Annotated in this window: 20 protein-coding genes and 3 tRNA genes; 6 read left to right on the forward strand and 17 right to left on the reverse strand. The window is 74.7% G+C overall.

Annotated elements, in window-relative coordinates; all coding sequences use genetic code 11:
- Nucleotides 1–29 precede the first annotated feature (29 nt).
- From ACGFIG_RS28735 to ACGFIG_RS28815, 17 genes are all read right to left on the reverse strand, one after another.
- On the reverse strand, nucleotides 30–1,211 hold the full coding sequence (locus ACGFIG_RS28735; RefSeq protein WP_393008152.1) for a VWA-like domain-containing protein: 1,182 nt from the start codon (nucleotides 1,209–1,211) through the stop codon (nucleotides 30–32).
- The gene (locus ACGFIG_RS28740; protein ID WP_393008154.1) at nucleotides 1,208–2,389 is read right to left on the reverse strand and encodes an AAA family ATPase; all 1,182 of its coding nucleotides are present in this window, start codon (nucleotides 2,387–2,389) and stop codon (nucleotides 1,208–1,210) included. The genes ACGFIG_RS28735 and ACGFIG_RS28740 overlap by 4 nt, the downstream gene beginning before the upstream one ends.
- Entirely contained in the window at nucleotides 2,386–4,074 is a 1,689-nt protein-coding gene (locus tag ACGFIG_RS28745; protein WP_393008156.1) for an ankyrin repeat domain-containing protein, read from the reverse strand. The genes ACGFIG_RS28740 and ACGFIG_RS28745 overlap by 4 nt, the downstream gene beginning before the upstream one ends.
- The gene (locus ACGFIG_RS28750) at nucleotides 4,071–5,207 is read right to left on the reverse strand and encodes a gala protein (protein WP_393008158.1); all 1,137 of its coding nucleotides are present in this window, start codon (nucleotides 5,205–5,207) and stop codon (nucleotides 4,071–4,073) included. The genes ACGFIG_RS28745 and ACGFIG_RS28750 overlap by 4 nt, the downstream gene beginning before the upstream one ends.
- On the reverse strand, nucleotides 5,204–6,727 hold the full coding sequence (locus ACGFIG_RS28755) for an SDR family NAD(P)-dependent oxidoreductase (protein WP_393008160.1): 1,524 nt from the start codon (nucleotides 6,725–6,727) through the stop codon (nucleotides 5,204–5,206). The genes ACGFIG_RS28750 and ACGFIG_RS28755 overlap by 4 nt, the downstream gene beginning before the upstream one ends.
- Nucleotides 6,728–6,752: 25 nt before the next feature.
- Nucleotides 6,753–6,825 (reverse strand) — tRNA-OTHER (locus tag ACGFIG_RS28760).
- Between the two features lie 46 nt (nucleotides 6,826–6,871).
- The gene (locus tag ACGFIG_RS28765) at nucleotides 6,872–8,449 is read right to left on the reverse strand and encodes an ankyrin repeat domain-containing protein (protein WP_393008162.1); all 1,578 of its coding nucleotides are present in this window, start codon (nucleotides 8,447–8,449) and stop codon (nucleotides 6,872–6,874) included.
- A gap of 118 nt (nucleotides 8,450–8,567) precedes the next feature.
- Nucleotides 8,568–8,642: transfer RNA gene (locus tag ACGFIG_RS28770), tRNA-Trp, on the reverse strand.
- 26 nt (nucleotides 8,643–8,668) lie between these two features.
- Nucleotides 8,669–8,741 (reverse strand) — tRNA-Glu (locus tag ACGFIG_RS28775).
- Between the two features lie 157 nt (nucleotides 8,742–8,898).
- Complete coding sequence (locus ACGFIG_RS28780) at nucleotides 8,899–10,350, reverse strand: hypothetical protein (protein ID WP_393008164.1); 1,452 nt, start codon at nucleotides 10,348–10,350, stop codon at nucleotides 8,899–8,901.
- A gap of 75 nt (nucleotides 10,351–10,425) precedes the next feature.
- On the reverse strand, nucleotides 10,426–10,743 hold the full coding sequence (locus ACGFIG_RS28785) for a pectate lyase (protein ID WP_393008200.1): 318 nt from the start codon (nucleotides 10,741–10,743) through the stop codon (nucleotides 10,426–10,428).
- Nucleotides 10,647–12,029 (reverse strand): polysaccharide lyase family 1 protein, encoded by a 1,383-nt coding sequence (locus ACGFIG_RS28790; RefSeq protein WP_393008166.1) that lies wholly within the window; start codon nucleotides 12,027–12,029, stop codon nucleotides 10,647–10,649. Before ACGFIG_RS28790 ends, ACGFIG_RS28785 begins: the two co-directional genes overlap by 97 nt.
- 170 nt (nucleotides 12,030–12,199) lie before the next feature.
- Nucleotides 12,200–13,396: a Gfo/Idh/MocA family protein gene (locus ACGFIG_RS28795; protein ID WP_393008168.1), complete on the reverse strand. Its 1,197-nt coding sequence runs from the start codon at nucleotides 13,394–13,396 to the stop codon at nucleotides 12,200–12,202.
- Nucleotides 13,397–13,425: 29 nt separating this feature from the next.
- On the reverse strand, nucleotides 13,426–14,910 hold the full coding sequence (locus ACGFIG_RS28800) for a mannitol dehydrogenase family protein (RefSeq protein ID WP_393008170.1): 1,485 nt from the start codon (nucleotides 14,908–14,910) through the stop codon (nucleotides 13,426–13,428).
- Nucleotides 14,907–16,211, reverse strand: coding sequence for an enolase C-terminal domain-like protein (locus tag ACGFIG_RS28805; protein WP_393008172.1), 1,305 nt, complete (start codon nucleotides 16,209–16,211; stop codon nucleotides 14,907–14,909). The genes ACGFIG_RS28800 and ACGFIG_RS28805 overlap by 4 nt, the downstream gene beginning before the upstream one ends.
- A complete protein-coding gene (gene uxaC, locus ACGFIG_RS28810; protein ID WP_393008174.1) occupies nucleotides 16,208–17,632 on the reverse strand; it encodes a glucuronate isomerase in 1,425 nt (474 codons plus the stop codon). Before uxaC ends, ACGFIG_RS28805 begins: the two co-directional genes overlap by 4 nt.
- Before the next feature lie 29 nt (nucleotides 17,633–17,661).
- The gene (locus ACGFIG_RS28815; RefSeq protein ID WP_393008176.1) at nucleotides 17,662–18,990 is read right to left on the reverse strand and encodes a Gfo/Idh/MocA family protein; all 1,329 of its coding nucleotides are present in this window, start codon (nucleotides 18,988–18,990) and stop codon (nucleotides 17,662–17,664) included.
- A 238-nt stretch (nucleotides 18,991–19,228) separates the two neighbouring features.
- Here ACGFIG_RS28815 and ACGFIG_RS28820 point away from each other — a divergent pair, with 238 nt between their 5' ends.
- The 6 genes from ACGFIG_RS28820 (at nucleotide 19,229) to ACGFIG_RS28845 (ending at nucleotide 25,156) form a co-directional block, all read left to right on the forward strand.
- A complete protein-coding gene (locus ACGFIG_RS28820) occupies nucleotides 19,229–20,356 on the forward strand; it encodes a LacI family DNA-binding transcriptional regulator (RefSeq protein ID WP_393008178.1) in 1,128 nt (375 codons plus the stop codon).
- Nucleotides 20,357–20,375: 19 nt separating this feature from the next.
- Nucleotides 20,376–21,725 carry an ABC transporter substrate-binding protein gene (locus ACGFIG_RS28825; protein ID WP_393008180.1) on the forward strand — a complete coding sequence of 450 codons (1,350 nt, stop codon included), beginning with the start codon at nucleotides 20,376–20,378 and terminating at the stop codon, nucleotides 21,723–21,725.
- Between the two features lie 29 nt (nucleotides 21,726–21,754).
- Nucleotides 21,755–22,738: a carbohydrate ABC transporter permease gene (locus ACGFIG_RS28830; protein ID WP_393008182.1), complete on the forward strand. Its 984-nt coding sequence runs from the start codon at nucleotides 21,755–21,757 to the stop codon at nucleotides 22,736–22,738.
- 137 nt (nucleotides 22,739–22,875) lie between these two features.
- Nucleotides 22,876–23,637: a carbohydrate ABC transporter permease gene (locus tag ACGFIG_RS28835; RefSeq protein WP_393008202.1), complete on the forward strand. Its 762-nt coding sequence runs from the start codon at nucleotides 22,876–22,878 to the stop codon at nucleotides 23,635–23,637.
- Nucleotides 23,634–24,311, forward strand: coding sequence for a hypothetical protein (locus ACGFIG_RS28840; protein ID WP_393008184.1), 678 nt, complete (start codon nucleotides 23,634–23,636; stop codon nucleotides 24,309–24,311). The genes ACGFIG_RS28835 and ACGFIG_RS28840 overlap by 4 nt, the downstream gene beginning before the upstream one ends.
- Nucleotides 24,308–25,156 (forward strand): PmoA family protein, encoded by an 849-nt coding sequence (locus tag ACGFIG_RS28845; protein ID WP_393008186.1) that lies wholly within the window; start codon nucleotides 24,308–24,310, stop codon nucleotides 25,154–25,156. Before ACGFIG_RS28840 ends, ACGFIG_RS28845 begins: the two co-directional genes overlap by 4 nt.
- The last annotated feature ends 419 nt before the right edge of the window (nucleotides 25,157–25,575 follow it).

Genomic DNA, 25,575 nt, shown 5'->3' on the forward strand with positions numbered 1-25,575 from the left:
TTGGACCAGTAAGCCGGTCGGCGGCTGCCTCAGTCGTCGATGGTGACGCTGGTGATCCAGGACGGGGGCGGTGGCGCGCCGCCGCCGATCAGCCCCGCGATCACCCGCACGGACTCCAACGGCGCGGCCGGCCACGGCGTCAGTCCGTCGGTCAGCACCACCACGACGTGCGGCCGGTCGCGCAGCGCGGCGTCGATCCCCACCCGCATGTCGGTGCCGCCGCCCCCGGCCAGCCGGACCTCGCCGACGGTGTGCACCCGCCGTACGACGTGCACGGCCGCGTCGCAGGAGAGCACCGTGACGCGGTTGCCGCCGACCCCGACCGCCCGGAGCACCCCGGCCACCTCGGCGAGCGCCGCCGCGAGCTGACCGTCGCCCATCGAGCCCGACGTGTCCACCACGATCGCCACCCGGGGCACCGGCCGGCGCAGGCTGGGCAGCACCACGCCGCGCGTCGCCCCGGAACGTCGCGAGGGGCGCCGGTACGTGTAGTCGACCGCGCCACTGGCCCACGCCGTCGCCTCGCGTACCGCACCGGCCAACGCCCGCCGCCAGTCCACCCGCGGCTCGAGCACCTCGGCGGCCCACCGTTCCCAGCCGGCCGCGACGGTGCCCCGGGACCGGACATGGGCGCGGACGGCGTGTGCCGTCTCCCGACGGATCGCCCCCGCCTCGACCGCGCTGACCCCGCCCGTACCGCCGGTCTCCCACGCCCGGTCGACGCCGTGCGCCCCCGAACCGCAGTCCGGCGCCTCGTGTCCCCGCACGTGTGCCGGCAGCAGCGGCAGGTACGCCTCGAACAGCAGGCCCGTCGGCAGCCCGAAGGTCGCCGGCTCGAGCCGGTCGGCCGGCAGCGGCAGGCGGTCCGCCACCAGGTCGTCGTTGATCTCGCAGTCCTGCGCGACGTTGACCCGGTGATGGTCGCGCCGCTGCGCCGCCGGGAGACGGTCGGCGCGGCCGTGGTGGTCGCGGAGCAGGTGGGCGACCTCGTGGATCCACACCGCCGCGAGCTGCGGCACCGGCAGCCGGTCGACGAACTCCGGCGAGACGTGGCAGCGCCACCGCCGGTCCACCCCCATGGTGGACACGTCCCGGGACTCCACCACGGTGAGGCTGTACAGCGCGGTGGCCAGGTAGGGCCGGTCCTGCGCCGCCCGGAACCGGGCCGCGAGCAGCTTCGTCCGGTCCAGCCGGGGACCGTGGGGGCTCATCCGGCCAGGCGTCCCGAGAGCCCGAGCACCTCGGCGAAGGCGTGGATGGCCGGCGGCACCGGCCAGGAGGTGTCGCGCAGCGCCGCGAGATCCATCGCCGCGCGCGCCGCCACGTCCGGCACCCCCGCCTCGACCGCCTTGCCCAGCACCACCCAGCCGGCCTCCCAGCGCGACCGGTCGACCTTCGCCTGCACGGCCGAGATCACCGCGGTGAGGAACGCCAACTGCCGGTCGCCGCGTTCGGGCAGCCGGAACGCCTCCGGGTCGGCGAGCACCCGCTCCGGGTCGGGCAGGTCGAGGTTCTCCAGGTAGGTGACGAACTCCAGCCCCGCGCCGTCGCCCACCGCGCCGATCACGGCCAGCGCCAGCGCCTCCGGTCCGGCCCCGGCGGCGTGGTGGACGGCGAGCAGTCGCAACACCATCTCCCAGGTGCGCGGAGACGGCCAGGCGCCGCCGCGGGCCTCGGCGTCGGCGGGCAGATGGTGGGTCAGCCCCGGCCGGGCGGTGAGGAAACCCGCCACCGCGCCCCGGGCCCGGGCCAGCGCCGTGGCGGCCCGACCGGGCCGGACCGCCGGCACCACCACCGCCGGCCAGGTGCCGGCCAGCCCCCGCGCCACGGTGCGGGCGTCGTGCGTCCAGTGCAGGTGCACGAATCGGTTCGCCAACGGCGGGGCGAGGTGCCAGCCGTCCGCCGCGCTGGTCGGCGGGTTCGCGGCCGCCACGATCCGCACCGTCGGCGGCAGCGGGAGGCTACCGACCCGGCGTTCCAGCACCACCCGCAGCAGCGCCGCCTGCACCGCCGGCGGCGCCGAGGAGAGCTCGTCGAAGAAGAGCAGCCCCGATCCGGTACGCGCCAGCCGGACCGCCCAGTCCGGCGGGGCCATCGGCACGCCGTCGGTGGCCGGGGAGTCCCCGACGATCGGCAGTCCCGCGAAGTCCGACGGCTCGTGCACGCTGGCGATGACCGTCTCCAGCGGCAGGCCCAGCCCGTCGGCGAGCTGTTGCAGGGTGGCGGACTTGCCGATTCCCGGCTCGCCCCACAGCAGCACCGGCAGGTTCGCCGACACCGCCAGGGCCAGCGCCTCGACCTTCGGATCGGCGGCCGGCTCCGTCCGCCACGCGCGGGTCGCGGCGACGAGGTCGTCGGCGGCGGCCAGCGCCCGGGCGGGCGCCGTCATCGACCCGTCCACTCGCGCAGTACCCGCAGGATCTCGGAGACCGGCCGCACGTCGTCCTCGTCCTCGTCCTCGTACATGTACGCCTTTCCCTCCGCCAGGTCGAGGGCGGTGAGGTCGTCCTGGTCCCCGACGGTCGGGTCGGCCCCGGCGGCCAGCAGCGCGCGGACCAGTTCCGGGGTGCCGCCGTCGCCGACGGCCACGTGCAGCGCGGTACGTCCGCGACGGTCCGCCGCCGAGATCGGCACGCCCGCGTCACACAGTCGCCGGACCAGCGAGACGTCCTCCACCGCGCGCATCTGGTGCAGCAGGGTCCCGCCCCGGCCGTCGGCCATCCTCGGGTCGAGCCCCGCGTCGAGCAGCGCGGCCAGCGCCGTCGCGCCGCCGTGCTGGATGCGGAGCAGCGCGTCGCGCCGCAGCCCGCGCAGCGGCCGGGGCAGCCGACCGGCCCCGCCCCGCCAGGCCTGGGCGGCGGCGAAGCAGCCCGCCGACCGCCCGCCGAGGGCGCGCAGCAACTCCTCCGCGGCGACCTCCTCGGCGGTGTGCGAGACCGGGTCGAGGCGGCCGTCGCCGTGCCGGAGGGTGTGCCACTCGCTGCCGCAGCGCACCGGGACGCTCACCCGCACCCCGGGCGCCGTCGGCGCCGGCCCGGCCGCTGCCACCGTTGCGGCCGTCGACCCGGATCGCGTCGCGGGGAACAGGGCTCGGCGCACCAGGGGGTGCAGTTCTGCGGGGTCGAGCAGGCCGTGCCGCAGCAGGTCCAGGTCGACGGGCCGCTCGTGCACCACCGTGGCGAACCGGGGGCGGGTGTAGTGCTCCCGGTCGTACCCGACGAACGCGGCGCCCACCGTGCCGTCGCCCAGCCGGTGCACCTCGGCCACCAGCTGCCACGCCGAGCCGATCATGACCCGGTCGGCGCCGTAGCGGGCGTGGAGCCGGGCGAGTTCGGCGTCCAGCCCCAGCGGGACCAGGCGGCCCCGCTCCGCGTCCGCGGCCCCGCGATCGAGGGGGTCGACGTCCGGGTCCAGGTCGACACCGGCCGCGCCCCACGCCGCTACAACCTCGCCGGCGGCGATGAGCCGGTCGAAGACCTCGGCCCGGCTCGCCGGGTCGTCCGGGTCGACCACCGTCGCGTACGCCTCGACCGGCCGGAGGGTGCCGTCGGCCTCGAAGCCCGGCAGCCGGGCCGGCGAGCCGCCGTACGCGACGGCGAGACCGTCGACGTGCGCGGCGCTCCAGTACACCGGCGGCAGGTCCTGCCGGACGACGTCCTCCGCCCGCACAGGGCGCACGGTCAGCCGCAGGCGCTGCGACCCGTCCACGGTCTTCGGCGTCTCCACCACCAGCGCGACGTCGTCGTCACCGAACCGCCCGTCCATGGTGGACAGCAGGAGCTGCTGGTGGGTGGCGACGCCGGTGCGGCCGCCGAGTACGCGCGGCAGGTGCCAGCGCAGCAGATCCGGGGCGAGTACGCCGAGGTCCGCCTCGATCCGTTCCGCCCGGGCCCGGCCGTGCTCCCGGGCCACCTCGGCCAGGTCGAACGCCACGTCGATCCGCCCGGCGGCACAGGCGGCCCGCCAGTCCCCGGCCTCCCGGGCCGCGCCGCACGCCTCGATCATCTCGGCGGGCACGGCGTACCGGCGGATGCGCTGCCAGGTGCGGATCTCGTCGATGACGGGCGGACTCACCGGTAGACGCTCGCGATCGCCCGGATGTCCTCGTGGGGCGCGCTGACCGGCCGCTCGGCGAGCAGCGCGGAGGCGAGGCGGCGCTGCCGTCGTGGCACGCCGCCGTTGATGCCGAGGTATTCCAGGGTCGGGTGCTCCGCCACGGCCTCGACGAGCCGCCGGGCGCCCCGCCCGCCGATCTCCGTACGCCGCAGGTCCAGCCGGCGCAGCCGGGCGGCGGGCAGCGCGCCGGCGAGCACCGCCGCGCCCTCGTCGCCGACCACGTTGCCGTGCGCCCCGAGGGCCCGCTCCGACGGCGGCCGGGCCAGGTCGAGCGCCCGCCAGGACCCCAGGTGCCGGGCCAGCGCCGCGACCCCGGCGGGGGTGATCCCGTTGCCGCCCAGCCCGAGCGTCAGCTCCACCCCGTCGGCCAACTCGGCGAGGGCGGCCGCGCCGGCGTCCCCGAGGTGGTTCGCCGCCAGGTAGAGCTCCCGGACACCGGCGGAGCGGATCAGCGTGCCGAGCACCCCGACGGCGTCCGGCGCGAAGCCGTTGCCGCCGAGGAAGAGCCGACGCACGGGGCGTTCGCGGGCGGCCAGCGCCTCCGCGAGGGCGGTCAGCCCGGGTACGCCCATGCCGACGTTGACCAGGTCGAGCGTACGGATGGCGGAGTTCACCGCGAGCGCGTCGGCGAGCCGGCGGACGCCCTCGTCGCCGACCGGGTTGCGTTTGAGCCACAGGGCCCGCACGGTGTCGTCGCCGGCCAGCCGGTCGGCGAGCGCGCCGACCCCGGTGGGGCCGATCCGGTTGCAGCCCAGGTAGAGCGTCTGGAGGTGGTGGCCCGGACGCAGCGCCTCGGCGACCGCCCGGGCGCCGTCGGCGCCGAGGCCGTTGGTGCCCAGCAGCAGGTGCCGCACCAGCGGGGAGTCGACCGCGGCGGCCACGATCCGCGCGGTCTGCGCCGGGCCGACGCCCTGCTTGCACAGGTCCAGCCGGCCGTCGGGCTGCACCGTGCCGCGTGGGAACACCTCGGGGCCGGCGACCGTGCCCGGCGCGGCGAGGCGGACCAGCAGGGGGTCGAAGTCGCCAGGGTCGGCGAGGCCGGCGTCGGGGTCGGCGATGGCCGGGCAGCGCACCGGCGTCGGTTCGGTCACCAGGGCACGCTCCGGTAGTCCTTGAGGAACTGGCCGCTCACGGGCGTGCCGCGCACGCCGCGCACGATCGGGTCGTAGACCCGGGCGGCCCCGTCGACGACGTCGAGCGGCGGCCGGAAGCCGAGGTCGCGCTGGGCCGCCTTGCCGGGGTGCGGCCGCTCGTCGGTGACCCAGCCGGTGTCCACGCTGTTCATGTGGATGCCGCTGGCCAGGTAGTCGGGAGCGACCGTGCGGACCAGCATGTTCAGCGAGGCCTTGGCCATGTTGGTGTGCGGGTGCCGGGTGGTCTTGCCGGCGCGGGAGTAGCTGCCCTCCATCGCGGAGACCTGCACGACGTGCCGCTGCGGGTGGGCGCTCGCCTGCATCAGCGGACGCAGCCGGGAGGTGAGGAGGAAGGGCGCGAAGGCGTTCACCACGTGCACCTGCAACCACTCGTGCGGGCTGACGTCGGCGTCGCTGAGCACCCAGGAGTTGATCTCGCGCAGGTCGAGCGGCTGGCCCGTCTCGTCGACCCGCCCGGCCGGGAAGAACGCCTCCAGCTGCCCGGCGGGGAGGAACGCGTCCGGCAGCCCGGCCGAGGGGGCGGCGGGAGGCGCCGCGCCGATCGCGATCCGCGCCGCCGGCCCCTCCAGCGCCGCGGACTCGGCCGCCCGGACCTCCCGGTGGTACGCCGCCGGCCGGTGGAGCGTCTGCGCGGCGTTGTTGACCAGGATGTCCAGCCCGGCGAAGCGCCGCCCGACGAGCGCGACGAAGTCGAGCGTGCCGGCCAGGTCGAGCAGGTCCAACCCGTGCACGTAGAGCCGGCCGGCCCAGTCGTCGGCGTCCGGTACGGCGGCGAAGCGGCGGGCCGCGTCGCGGGGAAACCGGGTCGTCACGATCACGTCGGCGCCGTCGCGGAGCAGTTTGAGTGCGGTGTGGAAGCCGATCTTCACCCGGCCGCCGGTCACCACGGCGGTGCGACCGGTCAGTTCGCAGCGGGCGTGGCGCCGCTCGCGGTTCTCCGCCGCGCACGGTGGGCACATCAGGTGGTAGTCGACGTCCACCTGCCGGTAGGACCGCTTGCACACGTAGCAGTGCCGCGCCCTGCCGAGCGTCCCGCGCCCGGCCGCGCCGAGACCGGCGTCGTGCGCCGTGAGATCGGCGTCGGGTGCCGCGCTGTCGGCGTCGCGCGCCACGCTGCCCGCGTCGTGTGGTGCGAGGTTGGCGTCGTGCGCCGCGAGACCGGCGTCGGGTGCTGCGAGACCGGCGTCGGGTGCTGCGGCGTCGCGCGCTGTGATGCCGACGTCGGGCGGTGCGGGGTCGGGGATCTCGGTGCGGAAGCGGGTGGCGGCGGCCAGCAGCGCGCGGTCCGCTGCCCGGGTCGCGGCGTCCCGACGGGCCTTGGCGCGCCGCTTGACCCCCCGGTGGGCGGCGGCGACCGCGCGCTCCAACTCCTGCCGGGTCGCCTCGTCCAGGTCGGCGTCGTCGAGCCGGGCCAGGACGGCCAGGCAGGCCGCCAGCTCGGCGCGGTCGACGGACACGATGCTCCTTCGTGGAGGGTGGGGGCGAGACCGGCCGGATTCGAACCGGCGTCCTCCAGCTTGCTGTCAAGGCGCGTCGACCTCTGCGCTACGGCCTCGCCGCGCGGGAGCATACCGAAGGGCACCGACAACGGGTCGGCTACGTCAGGTCAGCGTCCGCGTGAAGGCGAGCAGTTCTGCGGCGGTGCGACCCCGCTCGTCCACGGCGTCCGGGTCGGCGCCGGCTCCGAGCAGGGCCGCCATCACCTCGGGAGCCAGCGCGGCGGCGGCGGAGTGCGCGGGGGTACGGCCGTCCCGGTCGGGTGCGTCGAGGTCGAGCCCGGCCGCGGTGAGCGCCGGGAGCACCCGGAGGTCGTCGAGCCAGGGCAGCCAGTGCGCCAGCGTGCCGCCCTGGTTGTCGCGCAGCTCCGGGTCGATGCCGTCGGCGAGCAGGGTGAGCAGTCCGTCGGCGTCGCCGTGGAACGCGCGGGCGAAGAGGTCCTGCCGAAGCTTGCGGATCTCCTTCGGCACCGGCTTCGCCCCGGTACGCCAGGCGCGCACCGCCGCCGCGCAGCCGCTGACGGGGCCGCCCAGCCCGGCGAGCAGGAACTCCCGGCGCAGCTCCTCGTCGGTGTGGTGTGGCGTGACCAGCCGACCGGCCGAGACCCGCACGGTGTGCCAGTGTGGCCCGCACCGGATCCGGATCGGCGGGTGCGGCGCCGGCTGCGGGGCCCGCCACGCCTGGCTCCGGCCGGGGAACAGTGCCTCGTGCACCAGCGGGTGCAGCTCGTCCGGGGTCAGGTCGCCCCAGCGCAGCAGCGCCACGTCGGCCGGCGCGGGCACCGCGAAGGCGCACGGCCCGGCGAAGGGCTCGTTCCACGCCGCCGCGCGTACGGTCAGCCGGCCGTCGGCGTGGACGTCGACGGCGAGCCGGCGGTCTTCGCTGAACTGCGTCGTCGCCCCGTACCGGTGGGCCAGTCGCCGGGTCTCACCGGCGAGCACGGGCAGCGTCGGCGCGTTAGCGGTGAGCCTGTGCACCAACGAGGCGGAGTGCTGTCCGTGCTCGTTCGGGGGGACGGCGAGCCCGGCCGCCTCGTACGCCGCGACGGGTTGCCGGGCGGCCAGCAGCGCGGCCACCGTCTCCACCTCCGTCGCGCGGTCGTCGGCGGGGCCGGGCGCGGTCGTGGCACCCTGCGGGTGCGCCCGGCCGTCCGGCGCGTGCCAGGCGAGGCGGACCGCCGAGGCGCCGTAGGCCCAGCGGCGGGTGGCGACCGCGTCCGCGTCCCAGCACCAGCCGGGCAGGTCGTGCCACCGGGTCGGCAGGTGCCGGCTGTCGGTGACCCGCAGCCCGATCCGCTGCGGGGCGCGGTCGGTGGGCGGCAACGTCGCCACCAGTAGCGGGACAGCCCGGTGGGGCCGGCTGCCGGTCGCGACGGGGTCGGGCAGTCGGGAGAGCACGACGGCGGCCCGTGGCAGCAGGGCCAGCGACCCGGTGCGGGGCAGGAACCGGCGCAGCAGGTCCGGGGCGAGGCCGCGCAACTCGCCCTCGACGCGGGCGGCCTCGTCGGTGCCGTACCGGGTGGCGATGTCCCGCAGGTCGACGTGCGCGTCGATCCGGGCGGCGGCGCACGCGCCCCGCCAGTCGCCCGCCAGCCGGCGGTCGGTGGCGGCGGCGACCATGGCCGGCGGGGAGGCGTACGCCAGGAGCCGCAGTCGCTTCTCCCGCTCGCGGCGGCGTTGCATCTCGACGCCCCCCGTTCCGTCGTCAGCGGGTCGGCCGGGACCGGACCGGCATCCCGATCCTGCCGGCGGGCGTGCCGACCACGGTGCCACGCCCCGCCCGCCGGCGAGTGTAGGGGGTGCGGGCCGGCCGGATTCGAACCGGCGTCCTCCCGGTTTTGGAGACCGGGCGCGACGACCGCTGCGCTACGGCCCGCACGAGGCGGGGACGACCCGGGGGCGGCGGACGGGCCGGATTCGAACCGGCGTCCTCCTCCTTGAGAGGGAGGCGCGACGACCTCTGCGCTACCGCCCGCCGCGAGCGAGTGTAGGGCAACCGAGCTGCCCGTCCCGCCTCCCACGAGCCCGGGCACCCCAAGGCCCCGGTGAGCAGCAGCCATGCGACGGCGCGGTTCGACCACCCCGTCGTGTCACCGGCGTCCGGCCCGCCGCGCGGCGAGTACAGCCGGGGGTCAGCCGGCGGCCACCACCTGGTTCGCCGGCTGCTGCGTGGGCCCGCCGGCGGGGGCCTGGTCGTCGTCGCCGGTGAGGGCCGGCACCGGGTGGCCGGTCTCCGCCGGCACGGCCTCGCCGGCGGCGGGTTCCGCCACCGCCACCGCCACCGGTACCGGTCGGGCGGTCCGGGGCCGGGCCGTGACCTGCGGGTACTCGGCGGTCTCCGCGCCACCCGTGGCGGCTGCCATGACCGCCGCGGCGGCCAGGTCGGCCACCCGCTTCGCCTCCCGCTTGACCCGGGCGCGGACCTCCTTGGCGTGCTGCTCGGCGGAGTCACCGGCCCGGCGTGCCTCATCGAGGCGGTGCAGCTCGTCGGTCAGCTCCTGCCGGGTCTCGGCGAGGCGCTGCTGCACCTCGGCGAACTCGCGCTCGATCGTTCCGCACTCCTGCCGGGCCTGGGCCAGCTGCTGCTGCGCGGTGTCCAGCTCGGACTGCATCCGGGCCAGCGTCTCCCGCCGGTCCCGGATGCCCTGCTGCGTCGCGGCGAGCTGCTGCTGATGGGTCGCGGCCTGCTCGTCGACGTGCTGGCGCACCTTGGCCGCGTACTGCTGGGCCTCGGCGATCAGCGTGGCGATCTCCTGCTCCGCCGCCGTACGCTGAGCGCCGAGCTCACGCTCGGCGGACGCGAGCTGCTCGGCGATCTCCTGCTCGGCGGCGGTCCGCCGCTCGTTGATCTCCCGTTCCACGCTGGCCTGCCACTGGCCCAGCTCCTGCTGGGTCTTCGCGCGGGCCGCCTGCACCTCCTGCTGGATCTGGGTGCGGGCCGCCACGAGGATCGTCTCGGACTCGGCGCGGGCCGCCTCGATCTGCTGGGCGGTCTGCTCGTCGACCCGCTTCGCCTCCTGCACCGCGTGGTCGTGGGCCGCCTCGCCGGCCGCCCGCAACCGCTCCGCCGCCTCCCGGATCCGGGTCAGCTCGGCCTGGGCGTTGGCGCGGCGTTCCTCATGTTCCCGGTCGTGCTCGTCGCGCCGCGCGGCCGCCTCCTCCGTCAGCTCCCGCAGCGTCGTGGTGGCCTGTTCGCGGGCCTCGGTCAGCAGCCGCTCCGCCTCGGCCTCGAGTTCGGCGGCCCGCTGCCCGGCGGCGTCGGTGATGGCGTCGGCCTGCTTCTCGGCCAGGGCCAGGATCTGGTCGACCATCGGGCCCAGGTCGCGGAAGGACGCCCGGTCCGGCTGCGTCGGCCGGTCCCGCAGCTCGGTCGTCTCGGCGCGCAGCCGGTGCACCTCGACGGTCAGCTCGCGCAGCTGGGCCGAGGCCCGGTTCCGCTCGGCGGCCAGCGCCGAGCGCTCGCCGTCGACCTGTTCGAGGTAGCGGTCCACCTGCCGTTTGTCGTAGCCGCGCAGCGCGAGGTCGAAGCTCGGCCGCGAGGCCGCGTCCTCGCGTGCCGCGAACGGGTCGTCGCCGTGGGACATGCATCCTCCTCCGTACGATCGCGAGCGCCACGCCGGCGAGAGATCCGCCTCACGCCGCTGTGCTGAGGCGCCACGCTACCGTCGCGGTCGCACGCCCCCGCGAAAAGGGTGACCCCCCACCTTCGGCACGCCCTTGTACCTGACGCAGATGCGGGTCGTGCGGTTCGGGTCGTTGAGGATGGTGATCCGGCTGAACCGGGCGGTGTCGCCCCAGTTCGTGTCGATGCCGGCCAGCATCTTCGTCGAGGTCGCGGTGACGTTGTCCATCGGTGCGCGCCGGGCCGTCCGCCGACGCCCTACAGGGGCAGTCGGCCCGCGCCGGCCAGCGTCGCCACGACCGCCGGCACCGCGGGCGCCGGCAGCACCGGAGCGCGGCGCAGGCTCGGCGTCCAGCCCGCGTCCGGGGCCAGGTCCGGCTCGTGCGAGGCGTTGTACGCGGCCACCAGGTCGACCGGCCGGGGCCGCTCACCGGCGGCGCCGACCCAGTTGCCCCGGGTGGTGACGGCGGTGCCGCCCCAGTCGTACAGCAGGTCGTCGGCCCCGACGCCGGCCTGGAGGCTGAAGAAGTTGTGCTCGGCCACCACGGCGGACTGCACCCCGACGCCGATCGCGTACTCGAACCCGTCGCCGCCCAGCCGGTAGTGGTTGTTCCACACGTCGACCTGGCCGAACCGCACCCGGGGCAACCGTTGGAGTACCCCGTCGAAGAGGTTGTGGTGCAGGCTGGCCTTCAGCCGCCCGGCGTCCGGGCCGACGGTGTTGGACGAGCCGATCAGCATGACCTTGTCCCGCCCGACGAACCGGTTGTAGGAGATGGTCACCAGGCTCGCGGTGTGGGTGACGTCCACCGATCCGTCGTGCACCTGGTACGGCCGGCCGAGGTGCACCGGCTGGGCGCTGTCCGGGTTGTCGCCGTCGGTGAAGGTGTTGTGGTCGATCCAGACGTGCTCGCTGCGGCGTACCGAGATCTGGTCGTACTGGGAGTTCCAGTTGCCGGCCTCGCCGTCGGTGGGGGACCAGGCGGGGAAGCAGTCCCGGGCGTCGTCGAAGGTCAGGTTCCGCACGATCGTGTTGTGCGCGCCGTCGAGCATCAGCGTCAGCCCGGTCAACCGGGCGCCGGGCAGGCCGACGATGGTGGTGTTCGGGCCGACGTTGAGCTGGGTCTGCCGGGTCTGGTTCGTCACCGAGCGCACCCGTGCCGCCTCCAGGGGCCCGCTCGGCGGCACCCGTCCCCAGACCGCCGGGTCGTACGCCGCGAGGTACGCCGGCAGCGAGTACTCCGGGTCGGCGAGGGCGGCGCAGTCGAGCGGGGTCCCGTCGGGCCCCTCGAAGCCGTCGACCACGCCACGCACGTAGATGATCTTCGGGGTGGCGTTGCCCCGGTTGGTGGCGTTGTCGCCGCCGAGGGCCGCGACCAGCCCGGCCCGGCTGGAGACCACGTGCACCTGCTCCGGCGTGGCCGCCGCGCCGCCGGTGGTGCCGGCCCCCTCGGCCGCCCAGCCGTCCCCGGCCGGTAGCGCCTGCCGGCCGAGGTGTCGGGCGGCCCGGGAGAGCCCGTCGGCCGCGCCGTCCACGGTGGCGGGCGGAGCGCCTCCGCCGCGCGGGGCCGCCGCCGCGCCAGTGGATGTCGCCGCGAGCGTGACGGCGACCATCGCCGCGCCCAGTGTCTTCTCCCACATCTGTCGGACCACCTGTTCGTCGCCGGTTCGGTACCGGCAACGGTAGGTTTCGCGATTTATGCGCGTCAATGACGAGCATATGCAGGATTGTTGCAGTTGATCCGATCAGCCGGCATCGTCCCCACCGCCTCCGGTCGGGATGGCACCCCCGTGTCCGATATGGACCCGCGTCAGGCGGGCGGCCCGGTTGCAGCGTGTTGCGGTCCCTCCTGCCCGGTCAGGTCCCTGCGGTGCGGCGCCACCGCCCACGGCACCGCCAGCTCCGACAGCAGCGCCCCCTCGTCGGCCGCCCGGCGCAGCAGCCGGTTGATCCCGCGTACCGTCAGCACCCGCTGCGGGCCGTCGCCCGTGGCGGTGACGAGGTCGCCGCCCAGCGACGTCGGCTCGGGGGCATCCGTGACGGCCTCCAGCACCGTGGTGAACGGTGCGGTCCGCGCCAGCGGCGCGATCAGTGGCACCGCCGGGTCCGCCCGGTGCGCGAGGAGGTTCTCCAGCAGGCCGCGCCGGCCGGGCACCTCGCGCGGGCCGGCGTCGCCGGGCAGCAGCAGCCGGTCGGTCGGGTACTCCAGCACGGCCCGGCCGGCGGTGCCGGTCACCAGCACCTCCCCGGCGACGAAGTCCTCGCCGGCCAGGGTCACCGCCGCGACGATCGGTGGCCCCGAGCGGGACCGCACCCGCAGTGTCGCGGTGTCGTCCACCTCGATCGGCCGGACCCGGTAACGCTCCACCTCGATCCGCGCGGGCTCCACCGGCCCGTCCCCGACGGCCTCGGCGACCGCGAGGCACTGCATGACCGCGTGCGCCAGCGGGTTGGCCAGGGCGCCGTCGAGCACCGGGCGGCCGTGCAGCGTACGCCGGCCGGCCCACGGCGCCCGCGCGTAGTAGGCGTCGGAACGCTGCCAGGCCGCCACCGTCGCGATGCCGGTGACGGTACCGAGCCGCCCCGCCCGCACCGCGCCGGTCAGCTGCGTCAGCGCCGCCGAGCCGAGCGCCTGGAAGCCCACCTGGCACGCCCGGCCCGTCGTGGCGAGGGCGGCGGCCAGCCGGTGGTGCTCCGCGGTGGACAGCACCGGGGGCTTCTCCAGCAGCAGGTCGGCGCCCGCGGCGAGCACGTCCAGGGCGATCGGCAGGTGGGTGTGCGGCGGGGTGCACACCACCACCACGTCCGGTCGGGTCGCCCGCAGCATCTCCCGGTGGTCGGCGCAGACCATCGTGCCGGCCGGCACCGGCGCCGCCGGGTCGTCCTCGACCGGGCGTACGTCGACCAGGGCGACCAGCCGCAGCCGCCCGGCGTCGTGCAGCGGCGCGACGACCCGCCGGTGCCAGCGCCCGTGCCCGTTGGCCCCGACGACGGCGACCCGCGGCACGGCGTCGGGCGGAGGGGACCCGGCGGCCGTCACCGGGCGCCCGCCAGCGTCGCGGTCACCCCGTGCCGCTCCAGGGCGGTCAGCCACCCGGTCACCTCGGCGCGTACGTCGTCGTCGGCGGCCACCTCGGCGGGGAAGATCTCGCGCAGCGCGAACACCGCGTCGACCGCCCCCGCCGGGGTGCGTGGCCCGGCGGCGAGCGCCGCGCGGATCTGCTCGGCGAGCGGGTCGGCCAGCGGCAGGGGGCTGCCGTCGTCGGCGTGGCCCTGGGCGAAGCGCAGCCAGGCGGCCACCACCAGCGTGGCCCAGTGCGCCGGGCGCCCGGCGGCCCGCAGGTCGGCGACGGTGTGCAGGACCCGCTGCGGCAGCTTCTGCGAGCCGTCCGTCGCCACCTGGAGGGTGCGGTAGCGGATCGCCGGGTTGGCGAAGCGCGCCAGCACCTCCTCGCCGTACGCGACCACCGAGACGCCCTCGGGCGGCTCGAAGCTGGCCGCCACGTCCTCGGCGACCAGCCGACGCAGCACCGTCGTCAGGTGCGGCAGGGCCAGCGCGTCGGCGATGGTCTCCCGGCCGGCGAGCGCGCCCAGGTAGGCGGCGGCCGAGTGCACGCCGTTGAGGGCACGCAGCTTCAGCCGCTCCCAGGGGCCCGCGTCGGCGGTGAGCACCGCCCCGGCCCGCTCCCAGGCCGGCCGGCCCCCGGGGAAGTCGTCCTCGACGACCCACTGCCGGTACGGCTCGGCGGCCACCGCCGCCAGGTCGCTCACCCCCAGGGCCCGTTCGGCGTCGGCGAGGGTCCGCGCCGTGCTGGCCGGCACGATCCGGTCGACCATGGTGCCGGGGAAGCTGACGTGCTCGCGTACCCAGCCGGCCAGCGGCTCCGGCACCCCCGCGTACGCCGCCGACTGCTCGACCAGGCCGCGCAGCCGGCGGCCGTTCGCGGGCAGGTTGTCGCAGCTGACCAGGGCCAGCGGTGGGCCCTGCGCGGCGGCGCGGGCGAGCAGCCCCCGCAGCAGCAGGCCCGGTACGGTCACCGGCGCCCGGTCGGTGCGCAGGTCGGCGGCGACCTCCGGGTCCGGCCGCAGCCGCCCGGTCACCGGATCCAGCTGGTACGCCTTCTCCGTGACGGTGAGGGTGACCACCCGGATGGCCGGGTCGGCCAGCAGCGCCACCACGGCGGCGGGGTCACCGGCGGCGTGCCGGGTGCCCGCCAGCGCGCCGACCACCCGGGTGTGGCATCCCTCGGCGCTGCTGGTGGTGACGCTGAACAGGTTGTCCTGCGCGGCCAGCGTCGTCACCACGTCGGGGTTGCGCGGCGCGACACCGACGATGCCCCAGCCGCCCCCGGCCCGCGCCATCGCCTCCTCGGTGTAGACGGCCTGGTGGGCGCGGTGGAACGCGCCCAGCCCGAGGTGGACGATCCCCGCCGGCACGCTGCCCGGACGCAGCAGCGGGCGGCTGTCGGTCGGCAGCCGGCGCAGCGTCCCGAGGCCGAGCCGGGCGGCGCCGGCGCTCATCGCCACACCGGCCCGTCCGGGAAGCGGAACTCGGCGATCGACTCCGGCTTCATGGTGGCGCTGTAGCCGGGCGCCTCCGGCAGCAGGTAGCGCCCCCCGCGGGTGCGCACCGGGTCGACGAAGTGCTCGTGCAGGTGGTCGACGTACTCCACCATCCGACCCTCCAGGCTGGTGCCGACCCGCAGGTAGTCGAAGACCGCGAGGTGCTGGACGTACTCGCACAGGCCCACGCCGCCGGCGTGCGGGCAGATCGGCACCCCGAACTTCGCCGCCAACAGGATCTCGGCGAGGACCTCGTTGACGCCGCCGACCCGACACGCGTCGATCTGCATCACGCCGATCGCCTCGGCCTGGAGCAGCTGCTTGAAGATGACCCGGTTGGCGGCCACCTCACCGGTGGCGACCCGGCACCGGCCGCCGGTCAGCCCGGTCACCGCCCGCGCGATGCGCGCGTGCCCGAGGATGTCGTCGGCGTGCGTCGGCTCCTCGATCCAGTACGGATCCACCTCCGCCAGCGCGGTCATGTTGGCGATCGCCTCGTCGACGTCCCAGACCTGGTTGGCGTCCATCATCAGCAGCGCGTCCGGCCCGATCTCCGCCCGGATGATCCGCGCCCGGCGCAGGTCGTCGGCCGGCGGACCGCCGACCTTCATCTTCATCGCCCGCCACCCGTCGGCGTACGCCTGTCGGGTCAGCGCCCGGACCTTGTCGTCGGGGTAGCCCAGCCACCCCACGGACGTGGTGTACGACGGGAAGCCGTCGCGCTCCAGCACGGCGCGCCGCTCGTCGAGCCCGACGAGTCCCCTGTCGAGGATGGCCGCCGCCTCGTCGGGGGTGAGGGCGTCGGTGATGTGGCGGAAGTCGACGCTGGCCACCAGCTCCTCGGTGGGCAGCTCGGCGAGCAGCCGCCACATCGGCTTGCCGGCCAGCTTGGCCCGCAGGTCCCACACCGCGTTGACCAGCGCGCCGGTGGCCATGTGGATGACCCCCTTCTCGGGGCCCAGCCAGCGCAGCTGCACGTCGGCGCTGAGCGAGCGCCAGAACGCCACCGGGTCGGCGAAGATCTCCTCGACGGTCCGGCCGGTCACGTGGTGGGCGAGGGCGCGGATCGCCGCGCAGGTCAGCTCGTTGCCCCGGCCGTTGGTGAAGGTGAACCCGGCCCCGGTGACGCCGGCGTCGGTACGCAGCTCGACGTAGCTGGCCGAGTAGTCGCCCCGGTTGATCGCGTCCGAGCCGTCGCCGGCGGCGGCGGTCGGGAACCGCACGTCGTGCACGTCGACGGCGGTGACGGTGACACTCACAGGAGGCTCTCTCCGATCTTGAAGACCTTCTTCGGTAACCGGTACGCCAGGTCGACGATGGTCTCGGCGGCCTCGTCCTCGCCGAGGCGGTGCTCGGTGACCAGCCGCGCCAGGTAGGCGGCGTCGACCCGGCGGGCCACGTCGTGGCGTACCGGGATGGAACAGAACGCGCGGGTGTCGTCGACGAACCCGGCGGTGTTGTAGAAGCCCGCCGACTCGGTGACGGACTCGCGGAAGCGGCGCAGCACCTCCGGCGAGTCCAGGAACCACCAGGGCGCGCCGAGGTAGAGCGCGGCGTACCCGCCGGCCAGCGGGGCGAGTTCGCGGCTGAAGGTGTACTCGTCGAGGGTGTAGAGCACCACCCGCAGCCGCGGGTCGTTGCCGTACGCGTCGAGCAGCGGGGTCAGCGCGTGCAGGTACTCGGTCGCCTGCGGCAGGTCGCCGCCGACGTCGCGGCCGTGCCGCGCGTACAGCCAGCGGTTGTGGTTGCGCACCGCGCCGGGGTGCAGCTGCATGACGAGCCCGTCGTCCAGCGACATCCGGGCGAACTCCAGCAGCATGTGCGCCCGGAACGTCTCCGCGTCGGCCGCGTCGGCGAGCCCTCGCAGCCCCCGGTCGTAGAGGCGGGCCGCCTCGCCGGCGTCCAGCGCTAGGGTGCGCGCGGTGGGGTGGCCGTGGTCGGTCGAGGTGGCGCCGGCCGCGATGAACGCCGCCCGCCGCTGGCGCAGCGCCGCCAGGTAGCCGGCGTACGTGCCGGTGTCCTCGCCGGTGATCTCCCCGAGCCGCGCGACGTTGCCGGCCCAGCCGTCGAACTCCATGTCGGCCACGTTGTCCGGCCGGAACGTGGTGATCACCCGACCGCCCGGCCCACCCCAGCCGTCGGCGGCGAGCTTGGCGTGCTGCCCGAGGTCGTCCAGGGGGGACTCGGTGGTGGCGAGCACCTCGATGCCGAAGCGCTCGAACAGCGCCCGGGGCCGGAACCCGGGCTCGGCGAGCCGGGCGGCCAGTTCGTCGTAGACGGCGTCGGCGGTGGTCGGCGAGAGCGGGGTGCGTACCCCGAACACGTCGGCGAAGGTCTGCTCCAGCCAGAGCCGGGAGGGGGTGCCCCGGAACAGGTGCCAGTGCGCGGCGAAGCGTCGCCAGATCGTGCGCCCGTCGGGCTCCGTGGGGCTGCCGTCGACGGTGGGCACGCCCAGCTCGGCCGGGGGGACGCCCTGGCTGAGCAGCATCCGGGTGAGGTAGTGGTCGGGCACGATGAGCAGCCGAGCCGGGTCGGGGAACGGTCGGTCCTCGGCCAGGATCGCCGGGTCGACGTGCCCGTGCGGGGAGATGATCGGCTGGGGCGCGGCCAGCGCGTACAGCCGTCGGGCCACCGCCCGCTGCGCGGGGTCGGCGGGGAAGAGCAGGTCGGTCGTGGGCACGGATGGGGCTCCTCGGAAGGGTTCTCGGCTCAGGGCAGGTCGAGCAGGTCGGCGACCCGGACCGGGGCGCCGGTGGCGAAGGACCGGTTCGCGGCCAGGCCGGTGAGCAGGGCGAGGGCGCCGTCGCGGGCGGTGGCCGCCCGCCCCATCGGGTCCGTCTCGCCGCCGATCAGGACCCGGGCCATCCGGGCGTCGGCGCCGCCGTGCCCGGACCGGGTGTGCCCGGACACGGGTACGGCCTGCGGCGGCGCCCAGAACGGCCGCAGGGTCAGCGTGGCGTGGCCGGCCTCGGCGGCGGCCTCGTCGCCGTGCAGCGCCGCGCCCTTGAGCGCGCCCGCCGAGGCGGGGTCGACGTGGTCGCTCTCCACGACCTCCAGCTCCAGCCGACCCCTGCTGCCGTTGACCATCACCCGGTAGCCCTCGTAGGGGGCGTACGCGGTGAGGTGGTAGGTCATCGTCGCGCCGGTGGAGTAGCGGGCCAGCACCGACATGTCGTCCTCGATGCTCACGCCCGGGGCGAAGACGTTGCGGTCGCGGTGGTAGCCGTCCTCGGCCTCGGCGTCGAGGTAGAGCTCGCGCAGCTTCGGGTGCGCGTCGAGCCGCAGCGCGAACGGGTCGTCGGCGGCGGCGGGGGACCCGTGCGCCCGCTCGTAGTCGCGGGCGTAGCCGTGCCGGCGGCCGGCCTCGCCGTAGAAGAACAGCCGGCCGGCGGCGTACACCTCGACGGGGGTGGCGTCGAGCCACCAGTTGACCAGGTCGAAGTGGTGGCCGGCCTTGTGCACCATCAGCCCGCCGGAGTGCGCCTTGTCGCGGTGCCAGCGACGGAAGTAGTCGGCGCCGTGCCGCACGTCGAGCAGCCACTCGAAGTGCACCGAGCCGATCTCGCCGATCGCGCCGTCGGCGAGCAGCTCGCGCAGCTTCTCGTGCAGCGGGTTGTAGCGGTAGTTGAACGCCACCCGCACCTGCCGACCGGTGTCGGCGACCGCGTCGAGGATCCGCCGGCAGCCGGCGGCGTCGGTCGTCATCGGCTTCTCGGTGATGACGTCGCAGCCGGCCCGCAGCGCCGTGTCGATGTGCGCGGCGTGGGTGTCGTCCACGCTGGTCACCACCAGCACGTCGACGCGCTCCCTGCCGAGCATGGCGGCCAGGTCGTCGGCCCGGTACGTCGGCACCGGCGGGTGCCCCAGCTCGCCGAGCCACCGGTTGTGCGCGTCCATCCGGGCCTGGTTGACGTCGGCGAAGGCGACGAGTTCGGCGGTGTCGGCGTGGTCGCGCACCAGCGCCCGGACGAACATCTCGGCGCGCGACCCGGTGCCCACGACGGCGTGGCGGACCCGCTGACCGGTGCTGGACGACATGGCGACCGCCTCCCGCGTTGCTGCAAAGGTTTGCAGCGAACCAATCACGGGCCGCGCCGATTCGTCAACGATCGATGTCAAACCGGTGGCATAGATCCGCCTTGATGGTGATTTGGCCACAGGATGGGAGCGCGCACGAAACGCATCTGTAACCATCGACCGTTGACACGTGCACAACCGTTTGCATTAATTGGCGGCACCTGACGTGACCCCAGCCACACTGGACGAAGGGCCCGCCGTGCCAGCCACCATCCGAGACGTCGCCCGGGCCTCCGGCGTGCACATCTCCACGGTCTCCCGCACGTTCTCGGCCCCGCACCTGGTCAACCCCGAGACGCGGGGCCGGGTGCTGGCCTGTGCCGAGGAGCTCGGCTACCGGCCCAACCGCGCCGCCCGCGCCCTGATCACCGGCCGTACGCACAACGTGGGGCTGATCATCGCGGACATCGCCAACCCGTTCTTCCCGCCGCTGATCAAGGCGGCGGAGAGCCAGGCCCGACAGCGCGACTACCACGTCTTCGTGGCCGACACCAACGAGGACCCGATCGCCGAGGAGGAGCTGGTCCACGCCCTCGCGAAGCAGGTGGACGGGGTGCTGCTGTGCAGCCCGCGGATGAGCAACAGCATGATCGAGCAGCTCAGCCGCGAGGTGCCGCTGGTGGTCATCAACCGGCAGGTCGCCGGCCTGCCCTGCGTCACCATGGACGTCGGGCAGGGCGCACGCTCGGCCATCGAGCACCTGCTCGGCCTCGGTCACCGGCACGTCGCGCTGCTCAGCGGGCCGCGCGGCTCGTGGACCAGCCGGGAGATCCGCCGGGCGGCCGGCGCCGCCGCGCGGGCCGGTGGGGCCGAGTTCACGGTGCTCGGGCCCAACCAGCCCACCGAGACCGGCGGCGCGGCCCTCGCCGAGCAGGTCCGCCGCAGCGGGGCCACGGCCGTCCTCGCCTACAACGACCTGATGGCGATCGGCCTGATCGAAGGGCTCGACGCCCTCGGGTTGAGCGTCCCGCAGGACCTGAGCGTCGTCGGCATCGACGACATCGCCCTCAGCCGGCTCACCCGGCCCAAGTTGACGACGGTGGCCACGCCCAACGCGGCCGCCGGCCGGACGGCCGTCGACATGCTCCTGCAACACGACACCGTCGCCGCCCGTGGCTCACGTGGCGGTCGGGGTGTCGCGAGCGACGACCGTCGTACCACCGCACAGGTAATGCTCCAGACCGAACTGGTCATCCGCGACTCGACCGCCGCCGCGCCGGCGGACGGTCGGCACCGCCCCGACGCCGGGTTGGCCACCCCGGGCCCGCATCGCCTTGCGGGCCCGGGTCGCCCGACCGCGGCCACCGGTGGCGTCGTCGCCTCCTAACGCCAAGGAGTGAGCGCACATGCACCCCGCAACGCCCCCCACCACTGGCACGAAGGTCGTGCCCGTTCACCGTACCCCCGTCCCCCGACGGCGCCTGATCCGCGGCCTGCTCGCCGCGGTCGTCGCCCTGCCCCTGGTCCTCGGCGCCGCCGGCTGCGGCGACGACGAGCAGGCCAGCACCGACCCGAACGCCCCGGTCAAGCTCTCGGTCTTCTGGTGGGGCGGTGAGGCCCGGGCGAAGCTGACCGAGGAGGCCCTCGCCCTCTACACGAAGAAGCACCCGAACGTCACCTTCGAGAAGACGTGGCAGGCCAACCAGGGCTACTTCGACAAGCTGGCCACCCTCACCGCCGGCGGCAACCCGCCGGACCTCTTCCAGATCGACGACAACTACCTGGCCGAGTACGCCTCCCGCAGCACCACCCTCGACCTGACGTCCTACAAGGACGCCGGCGACCTCGACGTGTCGAGGTTCCCCAAGAGCCTCTGGCAGTACGGCGTGGTCGACGGCAAGCTCGCCGGCGTGGCGTCGGGGGAGAACACCCAGGGCCTGGTCTACAACAAGACGCTGCTGACGAAGAACGGCCTGCCGGAGCCGACCACCGGCATGACCTGGGAGGAACACATCGCCTGGGCCGAGCAGGTCGCCAAGAAGACCAAGGTGCCCGGCACCCAGGACCCGAGCGCCGACTACAAGGCGTTCTGGGTGTGGCTGCGCCAGCAGGGCAAGGACCTCTACAAGGACAAGGAACTCGGCTTCACCGCCGAGGACGCGACGAAGTGGTTCGAGCTGTGGAAGGGCGCCCGGGACCGGGGCGCCACCCCGACTCCCGACGTCATCCACGAGGGCAACGTCACCGACATCACCAAGCAGCTCGTGGTGACCGGCAAGGCCGCCACCAGCTGGGTCTGGGTCAACCAGATGCCGGAGCTGAAGAAGAACACCAAGGACGAGCTGGGCGTCATCGCCTACCCCGGTGACCCGAGCGCCCAGTGGGCCCGCGCCTCCATGTACTGGTCGGTGTTCAAGGGCAGCAAGCACCGGGACGTGGCGGTCGATGTGATCAACTTCCTGGCCAACGATCCCGAGGCCGTCAAGCTGCTCGGCACCGACCGGGGCCTGCCGTCCAACCTGGACCTGCGCCGTGTGGTCAGCGACGACGTCACCGACCCGGCGATGAAGCAGTCGATCCAGGTGGAGTCCGACCTGGCGCAGAAGTTCGGCGAATCGCCGCAGGTGCCGATCAAGGGCCACAGCAAGGTCAAGTCTGAGCTGATCAAGGCCGCCGAGAACGCCCAGTACGGCCGCGTCACCCCCGCCCAGGCGGCGGAGCAGTTCCTCGCGGCCTGCAAGTCCGCCATCGCCTGACCCGAGACGCTACGGAGAGGAACCGGCTCGTGGCCCTGACCACGGCGCCCGGCCCGACCCGACGACGTACCGGATCCGTCCCGACCTCCGCCGGCAGGCGCGGGGTCGGGCGGGCCCGGCACGGCGACGGTCTGGCCGGCTACGTCTTCCTGTCGCCCTGGCTGCTCGGCCTGCTGGCCGTCACGGCGATCCCCATGCTCCTGTCGCTCTACCTGAGCTTCACCAACTACGACATCCTCACCCCCATCTCGGAGATCGAGTGGGTCGGCCTGGCCAACTACGAGCGGATGTTCACCGCCGACCCGTCGTACTGGCACTCGGTGCGGGTGACACTCACCTTCGCCCTGATCGCCGTGCCGCTGAAGCTCGCCGCCGCGCTCGGGGTCGCCCTGCTGCTCAACCGCGCCTGGCGCGGCGTCGGACTGTTCCGCGGCCTGTTCTACCTGCCGTCGCTGCTCGGCGGCAGCGTCGCGCTGGCCATCGTCTGGGTCAACATGTTCAACCGCGAGGGCGCCTTCAACTCGCTGCTGGCCTTCTTCGGCATCGAGGGCAAGCCGTGGGTCAACGACCCCGACTGGGCCCTCGAGACCCTGATGGTGCTCGCCATCTGGCAGTTCGGCGCGCCCATGGTGATCTTCCTGGCGGGCCTCAAGCAGGTGCCCACCGAGCTCTACGAGGCGGCCTCCGTCGACGGCGCCGGCAAGTGGCGGCAGTTCGTCGCAGTCACCCTGCCGATGCTCTCGCCGGTGATCTTCTTCAACCTGGTGCTGGAGACCATCAACGGCTTCCAGGGCTTCACCGCCGCGTTCGTGCTCAGCAACGGCACCGGCGGCCCGGTCGACTCCACCCTGATGTACACGCTGAACCTCTACATCACGGGCTTCACCGACCTGGAGATGGGCTACGCCTCCGCGATGGCCTGGGTCTTCCTGATCGCCATCGCGATCATCACAGCGATCTTCTTCAGCACCGGGCGGTTCTGGGTGCACTACTCCGACGGGGAGGACCGGTGACGGCGACGGCAACCCCGGCGGCGGACGCCACGGCGACCGGCCCGCGCGGCCCGCGCCGGGCCGGCGGCGGTGGGCAGGCCGTGCGCCTGCTCGTCCTGATCGCGATCGTCGCGGTCGTGCTCTACCCGCTCTTCTGGATGATCGGTACGTCCCTGAAGAGCCAGGAGGAGATCGTCAACAACATCGGCCTGCTGCCGAACGAGTTCACCCCCGGCAACTACGCCGACGGGTGGACCAACTTCGACCTCAGCTTCGGCCGGTTCTTCCTCAACAGCGCGATGGTCAGCCTGCTGACCGTCGTCGGCAACGGGGTCTCCTGCCTGCTCGCCGCGTACGCCTTCGCGCGGCTGCGGTTCCGGCTGCGCGGCGTCTGGTTCGCCGTCATGATCGGGACGCTGCTGCTGCCCGGGCACGTGCTGATCGTGCCGCAGTACATCCTCTTCCGCAGCCTGGGCCTGGTCGGCGGCGAGTGGCCGTACCTGCCGCTGCTGATCCCGCAGTTCCTGGCCACCGAGGCGTTCTTCGTCTTCCTGATGGTGCAGTTCATGCGGGGCATCCCGCGCGAGCTGGACGAGGCCGCCAAGATCGACGGTGCGAACGCGTTCGGGATCTTCCGGCACGTCATCCTGCCCTTGAGCCGGCCCGCGCTGGTCACCACCGCGATCTTCTCGTTCATCTGGACCTGGAACGACTTCTTCCGCCAGCTCGTCTTCCTCTCCGACCTCGAGGACTACACGGTGCCGGTGGCGCTGACCCTGTTCATCGACTCGACGAGCCAGAGCGCCGTCGGCCCGATGTTCGCCATGTCGGTGCTGTCGCTGCTACCGGTGTTCCTGTTCTTCGTGGCCTTCCAGCGCATGCTGGTGGAGGGCATCAACACCAGCGGACTCAAGGGATGAGGCCGTACCGGGCCGCCGGGCCGCGGCGTGACGACGGGCCGGGCCCGGACGCCGCGCCGGCCCGCCGTGACTGGCGGGACGTGCTCACCGACGCCACGGACCTGGCGCTGCTCGGCATCGTGCTGACGCTGGCGGCCCTGCCCGTGCTCACCGCGGCGGCGGCCGTCGCCGCCGCGAGCGCGGCGGTGCACGACCGGTACAGCACCGGATCCTGGCCCCCGATCCGGAAGAACCTCATCCGGTACGGCCACGCCCTGCTGCCCGGCGCCGGGGTGAGCCTGCTGGCGCTCGCCGCCCTCGGGCTGCTCGCCCTGGACGTCGCCGCGCTGGCCGGCGGCCGGGTCCCCGGCGGGGCGCCGCTGCTCCTGCTCACCGTCGCCGTGGCCGCCGCCCTGGCCGGCTACGCCGCGCTGGTCGTGGTCGAGGTGGGCCGCCGGGGCGGACGCGACTGGCGCGACTCCGCGCGCGCCGCCGCCGGCGCCTGCCGGGCCCGGCCCGGCACCTGGGCCGCCGCCGCCGGGGTCAGCACCGTCGCCGCGCTGCTCGCCGTCATGGTCACCCCGGTCGTGGTGCCCATCCTCGCCGGGTACGCGGTCGCCGCCCTGCACGCGGTCGCCCGGCGGCTCGTGCTCGCCCCGACGGTCCGCCCACCGGGAAGGACGGCCCAGCCGTGACGGAGAACGACCGGCAGCTCAGCGTCGACGGCGTGCCGGTGGCGCGGTACGTCGTCGACCCCGCGATCGACCCCCGGCACGGCCCCCGCCCGTACCTGCACCCGGTGCGGACCCTCGGCGGGACGGTGGTCACCGACGCGTTCCCCGCCGACCACCTCTGGCACCTCGGCGCGTCCCTGGCCGTGCAGGACGTCGACGGCACCAACCTCTGGGGCGGGCGCACCTACGTCCGCGACGCCGGCTACACCTGGCGCGACGACCACGGCCGGATCGCGCACACCCGCTGGGAGGTACGCGACCCGCAGCGGCTGGCGCACCGGCTGGAGTGGCGCGACCGGGACGCTACGGTGCTGCTCACCGAGCGGCGGGAGCTGGCGGCGCGGCGGGTCGGCGAGCGGGCCTGGGCCCTCGACATCGCGTACGCGCTGACCGCCCCGGCCGACCGGGACGTACATCTGGGCAGCCCCGCCACCAACGGGCGCCCGGGTGGCGCGGGCTACGGCGGCTTCTTCTGGCGGGCCGTCAGCGCCACGCCCGCGCGGGTGTGCACCGCCACCGCCGAGGGGGAGGACGCGGTCAACGGCAGCACCGCGCCGTGGCTGGCCTTCAGCGGCACCGGGCCGGACGGGGCCGCCTACACGCTCGTGCTGGCGGGGCTCGCCGAGGGCGACCGGTGGTTCGTCCGCACCGCCATGTACCCGGGCGTCTGCGTGGCGTTCGCCTTCGACCGGCCGAGGGTGATCGCCGCCGGTGCGACCCGCACCGGGCGGCACCGGGTGGTGGTCACCGACGGCGCCCTGGACCGGGACGCGGCCGCCGCGCTGGCCGCCGGCGAGACGGTGTGACGCGGACCGCCCACCCCGGATTTGACGATCTTGTGGGGCGGGGCGTAACTTTCTCTCTGCCAGCGCGGAAGGGACGAACGGGGCGATTGCTCCGGGAGGCCGGGCGCGGCAATCGGGTCCCGGATGGCGTCATGCCCGCCGGTGCCCGGTCCCGGGTGGTGCCCCGGATTCGCCGCGAGGCGGATTTGGCGAGGCGGAACCGACCGGGTAAGGTTCACGGTCGGCAGGGAGCCGGGCGAGCTCGCGGGTCACCGCGGAGCGGCCGGTCTGCCGAACTTCCCTGAGAATGGTCGGCGAGAGTCGGCATTGTCGGGGTGCCCGCGAAAATGGGTTGAAGTGGTGCGGATCGCTGCAGAGCGGTTTGACACGGCGGAAATCGGTGGGTAGCGTAGTAAAAGTGCCTGGCGCGAGAGCGGCGG

This window comes from Micromonospora sp. NPDC049048 (assembly GCF_043197615.1).
Lineage (GTDB): Bacteria > Actinomycetota > Actinomycetes > Mycobacteriales > Micromonosporaceae > Micromonospora.

Excerpts from the sequence above, each read along its gene's own strand:
- ACGFIG_RS28780 (WP_393008164.1), bottom strand. The coding sequence starts at position 10,350 with ATGTCCCACGGCGACGACCCGTTCGCGGCACGCGAGGACGCGGCCTCG.
- ACGFIG_RS28840 (WP_393008184.1), top strand. The coding sequence starts at position 23,634 with ATGAGGCCGTACCGGGCCGCCGGGCCGCGGCGTGACGACGGGCCGGGC.
- ACGFIG_RS28790 (WP_393008166.1), bottom strand. The coding sequence starts at position 12,029 with ATGTGGGAGAAGACACTGGGCGCGGCGATGGTCGCCGTCACGCTCGCG.
- ACGFIG_RS28825 (WP_393008180.1), top strand. The coding sequence starts at position 20,376 with ATGCACCCCGCAACGCCCCCCACCACTGGCACGAAGGTCGTGCCCGTT.
- ACGFIG_RS28815 (WP_393008176.1), bottom strand. The coding sequence starts at position 18,990 with ATGTCGTCCAGCACCGGTCAGCGGGTCCGCCACGCCGTCGTGGGCACC.
- ACGFIG_RS28835 (WP_393008202.1), top strand. The coding sequence starts at position 22,876 with ATGATCGGTACGTCCCTGAAGAGCCAGGAGGAGATCGTCAACAACATC.
- ACGFIG_RS28735 (WP_393008152.1), bottom strand. The coding sequence starts at position 1,211 with ATGAGCCCCCACGGTCCCCGGCTGGACCGGACGAAGCTGCTCGCGGCC.
- ACGFIG_RS28800 (WP_393008170.1), bottom strand. The coding sequence starts at position 14,910 with ATGAGCGCCGGCGCCGCCCGGCTCGGCCTCGGGACGCTGCGCCGGCTG.
- ACGFIG_RS28765 (WP_393008162.1), bottom strand. The coding sequence starts at position 8,449 with ATGCAACGCCGCCGCGAGCGGGAGAAGCGACTGCGGCTCCTGGCGTAC.
- ACGFIG_RS28740 (WP_393008154.1), bottom strand. The coding sequence starts at position 2,389 with ATGACGGCGCCCGCCCGGGCGCTGGCCGCCGCCGACGACCTCGTCGCC.